The sequence below is a fragment of the Sphingobacterium spiritivorum genome (genome assembly GCF_016724845.1).
GTDB lineage: Bacteria > Bacteroidota > Bacteroidia > Sphingobacteriales > Sphingobacteriaceae > Sphingobacterium > Sphingobacterium spiritivorum_A.
This window is the reverse complement of record NZ_CP068082.1, coordinates 5,154,734-5,166,304: the sequence shown is the minus strand read 5'-3', so window position 1 is coordinate 5,166,304 and position 11,571 is coordinate 5,154,734. Positions and strand designations below refer to the sequence as shown.

14 protein-coding genes are annotated in these 11,571 nt (G+C 34.9%); 1 reads left to right on the top strand and 13 read right to left on the bottom strand.

Translation table 11 applies throughout. The features are described from left to right. The first annotated feature begins 16 nt into the window (after positions 1-16). Positions 17-1,366 (top strand): MutS-related protein, encoded by a 1,350-nt coding sequence (locus I6J03_RS22170; RefSeq protein WP_003006655.1) that lies wholly within the window; start codon positions 17-19, stop codon positions 1,364-1,366. A gap of 31 nt (positions 1,367-1,397) precedes the next feature. On the opposite strand, the gene I6J03_RS22165 is transcribed toward I6J03_RS22170, so the two are convergent. The 13 genes from I6J03_RS22165 to I6J03_RS22105 all read right to left on the bottom strand — a co-directional run bounded on the left by I6J03_RS22165 (position 1,398) and on the right by I6J03_RS22105 (position 11,555). Next, positions 1,398-2,702, bottom strand: coding sequence for a tetratricopeptide repeat protein (locus tag I6J03_RS22165; RefSeq protein WP_201694025.1), 1,305 nt, complete (start codon positions 2,700-2,702; stop codon positions 1,398-1,400). 11 nt (positions 2,703-2,713) lie between these two features. Continuing rightward, the gene (locus I6J03_RS22160) at positions 2,714-3,064 is read right to left on the bottom strand and encodes a DUF2200 domain-containing protein (protein ID WP_003006649.1); all 351 of its coding nucleotides are present in this window, start codon (positions 3,062-3,064) and stop codon (positions 2,714-2,716) included. 69 nt (positions 3,065-3,133) lie between these two features. Beyond that, positions 3,134-3,802 (bottom strand): SMI1/KNR4 family protein, encoded by a 669-nt coding sequence (locus I6J03_RS22155; RefSeq protein ID WP_003006646.1) that lies wholly within the window; start codon positions 3,800-3,802, stop codon positions 3,134-3,136. Positions 3,803-3,987: 185 nt separating this feature from the next. Further along, on the bottom strand, positions 3,988-4,164 hold the full coding sequence (locus I6J03_RS22150) for a hypothetical protein (protein ID WP_003006642.1): 177 nt from the start codon (positions 4,162-4,164) through the stop codon (positions 3,988-3,990). A gap of 37 nt (positions 4,165-4,201) precedes the next feature. Next, a complete protein-coding gene (locus I6J03_RS22145; protein ID WP_003006639.1) occupies positions 4,202-4,705 on the bottom strand; it encodes a hypothetical protein in 504 nt (167 codons plus the stop codon). Positions 4,706-5,144: 439 nt separating this feature from the next. After that, positions 5,145-5,693 carry a hypothetical protein gene (locus I6J03_RS22140; protein ID WP_003006632.1) on the bottom strand — a complete coding sequence of 183 codons (549 nt, stop codon included), beginning with the start codon at positions 5,691-5,693 and terminating at the stop codon, positions 5,145-5,147. 44 nt (positions 5,694-5,737) lie between these two features. Beyond that, positions 5,738-6,283 (bottom strand): hypothetical protein, encoded by a 546-nt coding sequence (locus tag I6J03_RS22135; RefSeq protein ID WP_201694023.1) that lies wholly within the window; start codon positions 6,281-6,283, stop codon positions 5,738-5,740. Between the two features lie 61 nt (positions 6,284-6,344). Next, on the bottom strand, positions 6,345-6,890 hold the full coding sequence (locus tag I6J03_RS22130; protein WP_003006622.1) for a hypothetical protein: 546 nt from the start codon (positions 6,888-6,890) through the stop codon (positions 6,345-6,347). Positions 6,891-6,935: 45 nt separating this feature from the next. Beyond that, on the bottom strand, positions 6,936-7,487 hold the full coding sequence (locus I6J03_RS22125; protein ID WP_003006619.1) for a hypothetical protein: 552 nt from the start codon (positions 7,485-7,487) through the stop codon (positions 6,936-6,938). Positions 7,488-7,531: 44 nt separating this feature from the next. Further along, positions 7,532-8,077: a hypothetical protein gene (locus I6J03_RS22120; RefSeq protein ID WP_201694022.1), complete on the bottom strand. Its 546-nt coding sequence runs from the start codon at positions 8,075-8,077 to the stop codon at positions 7,532-7,534. Between the two features lie 57 nt (positions 8,078-8,134). Further along, positions 8,135-8,680 (bottom strand): hypothetical protein, encoded by a 546-nt coding sequence (locus I6J03_RS22115; RefSeq protein ID WP_201694019.1) that lies wholly within the window; start codon positions 8,678-8,680, stop codon positions 8,135-8,137. Position 8,681: 1 nt separating this feature from the next. After that, positions 8,682-10,691 (bottom strand): hypothetical protein, encoded by a 2,010-nt coding sequence (locus tag I6J03_RS22110; protein ID WP_201694017.1) that lies wholly within the window; start codon positions 10,689-10,691, stop codon positions 8,682-8,684. Positions 10,692-11,003: 312 nt separating this feature from the next. Then, positions 11,004-11,555, bottom strand: coding sequence for a DUF1697 domain-containing protein (locus I6J03_RS22105; protein WP_003006602.1), 552 nt, complete (start codon positions 11,553-11,555; stop codon positions 11,004-11,006). Positions 11,556-11,571: the final 16 nt, after the last annotated feature.

Sequence of the window (11,571 nt, the reverse complement as noted above, 5' to 3'; positions counted from 1 at the left end):
GTTATTGCTAAATGATATGTTCAGAATTGATAAACAGACACTTTCGGATTTAAATGCTCTGGATTGGAACTCACGGAGTCTTTTAAGATTTTTCAATCATACCCTTACTATAGGCGGGAGTGATATGCTGTACAGTTACTTTCTGCATCCACTTGATAGTGTTGAGGAGATCAGACAAAGACAGGAGGCAATAACTCAATTGGCAGACTGGGATATAGATTCTTTATTTGATAAATACATGATGATTGATCTGGAACGATACCTCGGTCTTCCTAATGAATTACATTCAGACAATCCGTTTCCATATTATCTGGAGAAATTTTCTTCTAATTTCATGTCGAAATCGTATAAAAAAGAACGGATTCTGATCAAACAATCGGTAGCAGAGATTGCAATGATTATCCTAAATGTGGGAGCATGGCTGGAAAAAGCGGTGACCTCCGGAAATCCTGCCGGAATACTAAAGACTTACAGCGATAGTTTTAAGGATTTATCTGCTGAAATGGATATGGAAGAATTACAGGTCCTTTCGAAAGGGAAGAATCCTATTCTCCTTCTTATTAAATATGATTATTTATTCCGGAATCTGAAGAGACTTGAAGTAAAGGAAATATTCACTATATATTATAATATTGATGCCCTGAGAAGTGTGGCCAAATCTTTTGACAAGACAAATATGTCTTTTCCTGATTTTTCAACCGATCAGTCACAAAACATACTTCTCCAAATAAAAGACCTGTATAATCTGGCGCTTGAAAATCCTGTAAAAAATAATATTACTGTAGAAAACTGTAGAAATATCTGGTTTTTGACAGGTGCAAATATGACAGGAAAATCAACCTTGTTAAAGAGCATGGGCGCTTCCATCTATCTGGCTCATATGGGATTTCCGGTTCCGGCAAAAAGCATGCAGATTCAACTGTTCCGGGGATTAATGACTACGATTAATTTAGGGGATAATCTGGCTTCCGGATACAGTCATTTTTTTAATGAGGTCTATCGTGTGAAACGTATAGCAGAATCTATCAGAGACGAAGGGAAAATGATCGTTATGTTTGATGAATTGTTTAAGGGAACCAATTATGAAGATTCGTATGAAGCAACCAGAAAACTGATTGAAAGCATCAGTAAACTGGAAGATAGTATTTTCATAATTTCGAGTCATATTACAGAACTGGAACAGGAATTAAAGAATAATGAACGTGTAACTTTCAAATATTTAAAAACAACGATGCAGAATGGTACAAATATCTCCTTTACGTATCAACTGACAGAAGGCGTCGACAAAACAAAACTGGGTATGTGGTTTCTGGAAAAAGAAGATGTATTTAACACATTTAAGGAAATTAAGTCCCGGATATTTTAGTCTGATTTAATTCTTATTCTGTTTTATCCTTCTAATTTTGAATATATCCCTTGCTGAGAATTTCCGTTAATTCTTTTCGTGCAGTCACATTGGGCAGATCTTTTATGATTTGTAACAATATAGGAGCAGCTTCTCTTTGTTCTTCTTTTGTTTTGAACGAGTTTTGAAAGCAGGTGAATGTTTCCTGCATATACCCGAATTCTGCTGTACCCTGTTGAAATTCCTCATCACTATACATTTTACCCTTTTCAAAAAGATCATTAAATCCGACAGCCAATGCGCGGAGCTGTTCCTGATCCACTTGTTTGCCCTTACGGAGATAATCCGCTATAAAGAGCCGGAGAGAAGCAAAATACCGGATTGCTTTAACCTTCTGAAGTTCCTCCCCACTAAGATGAGCTGTATTGTTCATAAGACCTCGTGCTATCTCCAACGCATCAGAGTAATTTTTTTGGGTATAATACGCAAACTGCATTTTTTCTACAGGGCTTGCATCTGTTACCAATGCGTTGAACAATTTGTGACATATTACGGCAGAATAACCATAGATACTGCATATATTTTCATCCTTAAAAAAAGAATTCAGCATATTAGTCCTTGCCATTTCATCAGCTGACTGACTAATCCACAATTCTTTTAATCTGGCAATGCATGCATCAATTTCTTGCTCACTTAAATCCGGAGAAGTAAGTCTGAATGCGTAAGCAATTACAAGTCGTCCCTTTTCATCTTCGGCATTTAATGTGACGAAATCATCATTAGCATCATAATTAGCCAAAAACTGTTCGTAGCTTTCTATACATTGCTGATATAGCTTTTTGGCCATATAGCATCTTCCGTATAGGGTTAGAAAAGCATTGTTTTTTTCGACCTTTGCCTTATCCATTATTTTCAGACATTCATCATATTTTCCCAGATTCTGAGCCATAGATGCGGCATTCCATAGTTGGATGCCGGAATCTTCCATTATGGAATATGCTTTTATCGCATATTCGTATGCTTTTTCATTATCCTGAAGATTAGAGAAGCAGGCAGATAGATTGGTGTAATATAAAGCTATATTTTCTTTGTCTTCAGGAGCACAGTACAAGGCCGCCAGGCGGAATTTTTCTTTAGCCTTCTGAAAGTCCTTTAGTTCATACTGACATAAACCTGCTTTGCATAATATATAGCTGTTGTTTTCATCCTGCAGCAAAAGCTTTTCATAAGCTTGTAAAGCTTTTGTGAATTCCTTTTCATCATAGAGACTGTCTGCTGCAGATAGGGACAGCGTATTCTGGGCAGTCAGGGAAAGACTGATAAACACAAAAAAGAAAAGCAGGCACTGTTTCATCATGATCAATACATTTACTTGCGTAGAATTTTTTCCATCGCTTTACCCTTTGCCAGTTCGTCTATGAGCTTATCCAGATAACGGACCTGCTGCATAAGCTTGTCTTCTATCTCTTCGACCCGATATCCGCATATTACCCCTGTTATTTTCGAAACATTGGGATTGATCTGCGGTGCTTCAGCAAAGAAAATTTCAAAATTGATTTTATTATCGATCTGCTTTTGCAGGTTTTCAGCAGTATATCCTGTAAGCCAGCAGATGATTTCATCCACTTCAGCTTTGGTACGGCCTTTTTTTTCTGCTTTCTGAATATAGTGCGGATATACACCTGCAAATGACATTTTATATATTCTTGAATTATCCATGTTGAATAGTATTGATGATCCTGTTTTGATTTTGTGCCATTCTCCCGTATAACGGAGAGAACACTATAATCAGTTTTTGTTTGCAGAGCTGCTTAGTTCTTCCAGTGAATTGTCTAACCAACGCTCATACCAGTCCAGAAAGCAGATCCGTTCTGTATTGCCCAATTCTACAGAAGGGTAGAGGCCTGCATCATTAGTCCGGTCATCGGTCCATATATTGCCTTTTTCATCTCCGTTTACAATAAGGCTGATATAGACTCCGCAGCCATAGTCCGCAATATATAATCGTCCGTAATCGTGTTCTTCAGCACCGATAAGATCCCATTTTTCATCAAACAGTTTTTCTTCCAGTTCTTCATCTCCGGCCTCATATGCCTCCTCTATACGCTCGTACAGCTCTTCTAATTCTTCTTCCACATTCCAGGCTTGTGTATGTGGGAAGGGCTTTGAGAGATTAAAATAAGTAACATTGCCGGCATTATCCGAAAGATTTATAAGACTTTCCGACAAAGGGAATATACCGTAGAACGGACCTGCTCCGCCATTGCCCATCTGTGTCAGAAACAACACATAATCCTCAGGTAACTTTACCTCATTTTCTGACTCAAACGCTCTGATCTCCTCTATAGAGAGCGGAGCATGCAAAGTATACATGTGACTTTCCGCTCCGAAAAGTTCCAGGTCAGTATCTGATTCCTTTAATTGCTGAAGTTTAGTCTTTATTCTTTCTATTTGCATACTATGTGCATTTGGAAACCTAAATATAATGAAATTACGGATTTATGAAAGGAGAGGCTGTATCGGAAATAGTAGGGCTTTAAAGTGATCTGATTTATCCTGAATCGTTCATTTCGGATTATGTAATACAACAACAGTCCACAATCTTTCGACTGTGAACCATTGCGACACATAATTTCAGAAAATCATTTTTCTAAAATAAACTTCACACCAACAATTAGCATTATAATAACAGCTATAATATACTTTATCTTAATCGGATAATTCTTTCTGTAACTTATGTAAATACCTCCGGCCATAATCACAGCTATAGCAATGATAATCCATCCGAAATTAAATCCGCTTCCAAGTTCTATATGCATAATATTCAATTTAAGGTTTTATAAGCTTTAAGCTCTTTTAGTCTTTCTCTATCGTGACATCTTTCAGTTTATAAGCAAAGTTGTCTGTACGGCGTTCACTTTCTTCTTTTTCGAGCTCATTATAGGATACAGTACCGCTGATCTTAAACTGTGTATGCTCATCCAGATTATACTTATTTCCGTCCTTGTCGTATATATAGAAATCTTTGAGCGTATAGTTTTTCTGACCATCGGCAATATCCATCACAACAGTATTTTTGTCTGTGCCGATAGGTAAAACAACATCAGTCACAATAAATTTTTCAGAGCTTATCGCGTGTGGTTTCACGACAAAGTGCATTCCCAATGTCTTTGATCTGCTGGAAGCAAAAGTGAAAGAAGGTGCATCAAATTCACCTGTCAGTTCTATTTTCTTATTTTGATTTTCATAATCAGACTCCAATGATTTTACGGTGTCTACTGAAGAACCATTGCAGGAAGATAACCATACAGCGCCTACAGCGGTAATAAATAAAGCCGGAAAGATAGATTTTGTTTTCATAGTGTATTAGCTTTCAGTTGTTTATAATGTCAAATATAGTGAACAAATAATCAGGAAATATAGCGGATTAAAATTTGCAGCAATTGGACGTATATTCGTATGAAAAATGAATATTTCTGTAAGAGGCTACTATAAGCCTGTAGAAATATAATAGGTAAGGATATAAGTAACATAGATACCGGCGGATAGGGCAGGTGCAATTTCTGTCGATAATGACACAAAATGTCTGTGGCAATCCGCATCAGCAATTCAGCATCTGTAAAATATCGTATCCGGCTATTGAAAACAGCTGGCGGGGCGCCAACTTACGCAACGTTTTTGGATACTTATAAAATGTTGGAGTTCAATGATAACTGCGTACTGTTAATTTTTTCTACAAATTCTATTGCTGTCATATCGAATAGACATTTAAAAAAGTTATGAGAACTACTCAAATTATTTATAATTCATCTTCTCCTTCGTATCCTATTACTATAGAGTAAAAGCTAATATATTTATCATCATTGAAGAAATTCTTCATTTTTTTTAAGAATTTTTCTTGAATTTTTTCTATTTGTTCGTCTCCATTTCTACTTATAACTTCATTTTGGTATTTATGCAATTCGAAAAGCGCGTCTAAAAATAATTCATCATTTGGTGCGCAGTATTGTTCTATTTCATCTGTATAGATATAATATTTAAATACTTCTTTGCTGAATTTGTTAAAGCCTAATCTTTCTCCAGAACCTGTCCATCCAAAATAAATATCATCACCAATTTTGTCTAGATCTTTATCAAATCCAATATCGAAAATATCAAACTTATCTAAATCATAATTTAAAACAAGATTTAGTATTTCGTTTCCTTGTTCAATATATTTATTTGCATTTATAGGAATTGTTGCCCTTCGAAGGATTGATTCTGCATAATCTTTATTTACTCTACTTTCTAGGAATTCAAAAGATAACTGTGTTTCGTTAATAAATTTTACAAATTCTATTGCTGTCATATCGAATAGACATTTAAAAAAGTTATGAGAACTACTCAAATTATTTACAAATCATCATCATAGCCTATTGTTGCAGCATAAAAATCAACATACTTTTTATTGTTTCCGAAGTAAGCACTAACATAGATCATAAAAGTTTTTTTTAAAGATTTTGCCTCTTGGTTATCTATATCATAAATCCTATTATTATGAAATTTATGCAACTCAAAAAGAAGGTCTAAAAATATACTATCATTAGGAGCGCAATAGAATGTAATCGAATCTCCATATACATAATAAGTAAATACCTCTTTGGTATGCATATCAAAACCTAAACGATCTCCAATCCCATCCCAACCAAAAAATATTGAATTATTATCTTTAAAAAGATCCTTATCAAAATGAATTTCTACTACACGAAATAATTCCAGATCATAGTTTAGAACTAAGTTTAAGATTTCATTACCATGCTCTACATATTGACTGGAAAGTTTTGGAATTACACTTTCTTTTAATATGCGATTTGCAAATCCCTCACTATAATTTTCTCTAAGATAATTAATCGAAATTTGGGTTTCGTTAATATTTTTTACAAATTCCTTTGCTGTCATAACCATAAAGCATTAAAGTGGAAAGTTGCAAACAGGTTTAATATTACGACTATATTCTTTCTTATATTTCATCATCTTCATAGCCTATGACTATTTTATAGAACCCAACGTATTTCTCGTTATCGAAAAATAATTTTAGCTTTTCTATAAATACATTTTCTAAAAATAACATTTCTTCCTCTCTATCTGTACGGGTTCTTTCATTCTGAAATTCATGAAGAAGAAATAGAACGTCTAAAAATGTTTTATCATCTGGTGAACAGTAGCTTGATACTTCATCAGATTCAATGTAGTATGCAAAAATCTCTTTCGTATATTTGTTAAACCCCAATCTGTCACCATTTATATCCCAACCGAAAAAAATATCATCACCAACATCGTATAAATCCTCATCAAACTTAATATTAATAACTTCAAACAGACTAACATTATAATTAAGAACTAGATTCAGAACTTCATTTCCATATTCAATGAAATCATTCTGTAATTTAACAATTGTCCCTCTTCTGATAATAGTATCAGCAAACCCCTCTCCACCAATCGCCTTTAATTCATCTGATGATAACTGCGTACTGTTAATTTTTTCTACAAATTCTATTGCTGTCATATCGAATAGACATTTAAAAAAAGTTATGAGAACTACTCAAATTATTTATAATTCATCTTCTCCTTCGTATCCAATGACTGAAGCATAAAAATCAACATACTTCTTATTGTTTCCGAAGTAGGCATTAATATAGATCATGAAAGTTTTCTCCAAAGATCTTTTTTGTTGATCATCTAAAGCGTAGATTCTATTATTATGAAATTTATGCAACTCAAAAAGAAGGTCTAGAAATATACTATCATTAGGGGCACAATAGTGAATAATGTAATCTCCAGAGATATAATATGTAAATATTTCACCTGTATCCACATTGTAACCGAGTCGATCACCATTACCATCCCAACCAAAGAATATTCCATAATGATCTTTGAAAAGATCATTATCAAAATTCAAATTAACGACCCTAAACTTACTTACATCATAATTAAGAACTAAATTTAAGATTTCGTTACCATATTCTACAAATGGTTTAGATAGTGTCGGTATATTACTCTCAAGGATTACATCTCTTACAAAACCTTCACTATAATTCTTTTTTAGATAGTCTTGTGAAATTTGCGTTTCGTTAATACATTTTACAAATTCTTTAGCTTTCATATCGAATAGACGTTAAAAAAAGTTATGAGAACTACTCAAATTATTTACAAATCATCATCATAGCCTATTGTTGCTGCATAAAAATCAACATACTTCTTATTGTTTCCGAAGTAGGCATTAATATAGATCATAAAAGTTTTTTTTAAAGATTCTGCCTCTTGGTTATCTATATCATAAATCCTATTATTATGAAATTTATGCAACTCAAAAAGAAGGTCTAAAAATATACTATCATTAGGAGCGCAATAGAATGTAATCGAATCTCCATATACATAATAAGTAAATACCTCTTTGGTATGCATATCAAAACCTAAACGATCTCCAATCCCATCCCAACCAAAAAATATTGAATTATCATCTTTAAAAAGATCCTTATCAAAATGAATTTCTACTACTCGAAAGAATTCCAGATCATAGTTTAGAACTAGGTTTAATATTTCATTACCATGCTCCACATATTGACTGGGAAGTTTTGGAATTGCACTTTCTTTTAATATGCGATTTGCAAATCCTTCACTATAATTTTGTTTAAGATAATCAGATGGGATCCGTGCTTCGTTAATGTTTTTTACGAATTCCTTTGCTGTCATATCGAATAGATATTAAATAAGTTGTCCTAAAAAAGTTATGAGAACTACTCAAATTATTTACAAATCATCATCATAGCCTATTGTTGAAGCATAAAAATCAACATACTTCTTATTGTTTCCGAAGTAGGCATTAATATAGATCATAAAAGTTTTCTCCAGAGATCTTTTTTGCTGATCATCTAAAGCGTAGATTCTATTATTTTGGAATTTATGTACTTCAAAAAGAAGATCCAAAAATATTTTATCATTAGGAGCGCAATAGAATGTAATCGAATCTCCATATACATAATAAGTAAATACTTCTTTGGTATGCATATCAAAACCTAAACGATCTCCAACCCCATCCCAGCCAAAAAATATTGAATTATCATCTTCAAAAAGATCCTTATCAAAATTAATTTCTATTACACGAAATAATTCCAGATCATAGTTTAGAACTAAGTTTAAGATTTCATTACCATGCTCCACATATTGTCTGGAAAGTTCAGGAATATTACTTTCTTTTATGATGTCTCTTGCAAACCCCTCACTATAATTTTCTCTAAGATAATCAATCGAAATTTGGGTTTCGTTGATATTTTTTACAAATTCCTTTGCTGTCATATTATAATAATTTTAATTCCTGATGTCCGATTGTTATTTTATTAATAACATCAATTTCTTCCCAAAATGTTCCAACTTTCAACACACCCATATAGCGTCTTTCATCCTCATCCCATACCGATCCCGCATAGGCGTCATATTCTACAATCGCCCGTACTACATTTCCGGAAGCATCCTTTATTTTATCTATCCTGTACATTTCAAAATAGAATTTATTAATTGGATGATAATACAATACGCCTGTTTTATCAGCACCCTGAAACCAGTTAACCCAGGAATCAGGATTACCGGTAAATATATCAACTAATCCCTGAAGAACCATCACACCTGAAGCTAAAGTATTCATTCTGTTTTTCAATCCGGATAATTTACCGCCATTACGAAACACATGAAGTACTCTGTCCCATTTTTTATGAACTTTTTCCGGTAAAGCATATGCATATCTTCCCTGACTATGATGATGATGTACTAGTTTTTCTCCTTTGTAAGCTTTGGCTGTTTTGTTAAATTGAATCCATTTGTCATTAACTATAGGAGCTTTTCCTTCTTTAATCTTATCAATGTTTTCCTGATCAAGCATCAGCCTCCCTCTGGGATCTTTAAGAAATTCTCTCCAAAAATATCTATAATTTCTAGGAACTCCCATTACTGTCCTTCCCTCTTTTGGCTTAGCGTTCTGCATATCAATACGCACTCCATTTCTGTAATAACTTTCAGGAACAGGGTCTGTATTTGGAATACCCTGCTGTTGCATCTCCAGTTCTACCAGACCAAAGAGATCCTCTGCCTCATACCATTCCGGAGAAATCTCCATTGTCCAGGTTTTAGGCAATATTAGCGGTGGGTCTGCTGAATTAAGATAGCCAAGAATCTGCGAGGCATCTATCATACCTTCAGAGCCTTCATATAACAGTCCATCAATAAAATCAACCTTATCCGGATGAATGGTCAGGTAGTCAGCCAGCTGATCTAAGATAATCTGATTTTCATTCATAAACTCCCACTGCTCAGCAGAGAGATTGATTTTAGAGGATAATAAGGTTACTGCCTGTGTAGTAGGTAATCCGATCGGAACCGGAATAGGAACACCTTCGGGCCCTCCGCTACAAGGCAATACCCAGTCCTGCCCGTTTGGAGCAGGATAATCAGGAACTACATAGTTAGGGTCAGGATTGCAACCAAGAGTAGGTGCACCGCCTCCGCCACCTCCATATCCTGTTCCCGGATTGTTACCACCTCCGTTACCTCCATTTCCTCCGGGATTCCTTCCCCCGCCACCACCACCACCTGGGCCATTAGGATCAGTGGGATCAATAGGATCTCCGGGTTCTTTTTCCATATTGGGAACATATATGCAGATCTTTTTCAGGCACCTCCAGGTTTCCTCATTACAGGTAAAAGGAACTTCCTGTTCAAATATCAGACAAGCCCAGCCTGCACCACTTGGTTCTCTGCTAATACCAGGTTCACGCTCTATCGATACATTCTGTAAAATATTTCCATTCCAGTCCCGGACAATAACATTACCATAGTATGCAGATCTGGATCCATATAACCAAAGGGAATCCGGCATATAGGTGATCCATCTTGTTTGTACTTCACCTGCCTGATCTTTATACATATGCAGGTAATTGAGCGATGAAAAAGGTACAACATTGCCGTTGACATCATCGACCAGTACATATGGAGGAGTAGAAGCATCGGGAATATCCAATGGCACAGATATGGCCTGTTGTCCGCTTTGTAAAAGCTTTTCGTATGCGGAATTCCACAATGGAGTCTTTAGTTCTACGACATCCTCAAAATCTTCAATCTCAGGAGAACCGGAATTGGGGGCTCCGGTAGTTGCAAGTCTTTTACCCGTGATTTTTTGTGAATATTTTTTGTTAAAATAGGCTTTTGCTTCTGCGATAGTTAACCGTTTTCCGGTGTCTTCCGGCAAAATGTCAACCTGCCTGCAATTTGCAAAAAGTACAAGCAGGCAGAATGCAATAAAAAGTTTTCTTTTCATGCTGATGGTTAATTTTGGTTAATAAACTGGCGTCAAAAGAAGTTGTTAATGTGTAATTTTCGAAATAATTGTAATTTTACATCTAATGACTATCAAATATGTAAAATTTATTTATTGTATTTGTTTTTTTATCTGGAAGGATTTTGCTAAAGAATGGCGGGATGTAATATATATCTGGTCTTTACATAACGGAGCAAATAACAGAAATATTTTAGGCGTTTCAAGTTGGCGAGACGCCAACTTACGCAACGTTTTTGGATTGTTACCTGCCTTACAGATAAATTTATAAACTGTCTGCGGGAAGTCTTCAGACTACATTTTTTTTAAGATCTTTTCGAATGTATTCATATTGCGGGAAGTAAACGTACTCTTCATATCTTTCTTTCCTAATATCTTTCCGAATTGAGATTCGAGGGTATTTCCTTTGGGGACTTTCCAGTAAAAATTGTTTCTGATAATAAGACCTTCTTCTCGCTCTGCTTTTGCGGACTTTTCAAACGCTGTCATCAATGAATGTTCAACTTCTTCGATTCCGACAAAACTGTAAATGTGAAAATCAGTTTCTGTTTCAAACGGATTCTGTCCGACAATGGCTTCAATCTCAGATTTGTCTTTTATAAACAAAAAAGCTTCATAATTGAAGTGATCGGATAGCGCTTTTTCTAATATTGCCTTGATATCACCAGCCTTTGCTTCTGTTGTAAACAGAATATTGCCGGAAGCCAGAATGGAGGATACATTTTTGACTCCTGCTTTTTCAAATACAGCACATACATCAGCCATTTTCATAGCAGTACCTTTGACATTTACACCACGCAGAAATGCACAATGTGTGGGTTTGGTCACTGACAGAGATTTTTTCATTATTGTTTTTTGTACT

Coding starts and splice junctions, on each gene's coding strand:
- I6J03_RS22170 (WP_003006655.1), top strand. CDS start 17: ATGTTCAGAATTGATAAACAGACACTTTCGGATTTAAATGCTCTGGAT.
- I6J03_RS22165 (WP_201694025.1), bottom strand. CDS start 2,702: ATGATGAAACAGTGCCTGCTTTTCTTTTTTGTGTTTATCAGTCTTTCC.
- I6J03_RS22160 (WP_003006649.1), bottom strand. CDS start 3,064: ATGGATAATTCAAGAATATATAAAATGTCATTTGCAGGTGTATATCCG.
- I6J03_RS22155 (WP_003006646.1), bottom strand. CDS start 3,802: ATGCAAATAGAAAGAATAAAGACTAAACTTCAGCAATTAAAGGAATCA.
- I6J03_RS22150 (WP_003006642.1), bottom strand. CDS start 4,164: ATGCATATAGAACTTGGAAGCGGATTTAATTTCGGATGGATTATCATT.
- I6J03_RS22145 (WP_003006639.1), bottom strand. CDS start 4,705: ATGAAAACAAAATCTATCTTTCCGGCTTTATTTATTACCGCTGTAGGC.
- I6J03_RS22140 (WP_003006632.1), bottom strand. CDS start 5,693: ATGACAGCAATAGAATTTGTAAAATTTATTAACGAAACACAGTTATCT.
- I6J03_RS22135 (WP_201694023.1), bottom strand. CDS start 6,283: ATGACAGCAAAGGAATTTGTAAAAAATATTAACGAAACCCAAATTTCG.
- I6J03_RS22130 (WP_003006622.1), bottom strand. CDS start 6,890: ATGACAGCAATAGAATTTGTAGAAAAAATTAACAGTACGCAGTTATCA.
- I6J03_RS22125 (WP_003006619.1), bottom strand. CDS start 7,487: ATGAAAGCTAAAGAATTTGTAAAATGTATTAACGAAACGCAAATTTCA.
- I6J03_RS22120 (WP_201694022.1), bottom strand. CDS start 8,077: ATGACAGCAAAGGAATTCGTAAAAAACATTAACGAAGCACGGATCCCA.
- I6J03_RS22115 (WP_201694019.1), bottom strand. CDS start 8,680: ATGACAGCAAAGGAATTTGTAAAAAATATCAACGAAACCCAAATTTCG.
- I6J03_RS22110 (WP_201694017.1), bottom strand. CDS start 10,691: ATGAAAAGAAAACTTTTTATTGCATTCTGCCTGCTTGTACTTTTTGCA.
- I6J03_RS22105 (WP_003006602.1), bottom strand. CDS start 11,555: ATGAAAAAATCTCTGTCAGTGACCAAACCCACACATTGTGCATTTCTG.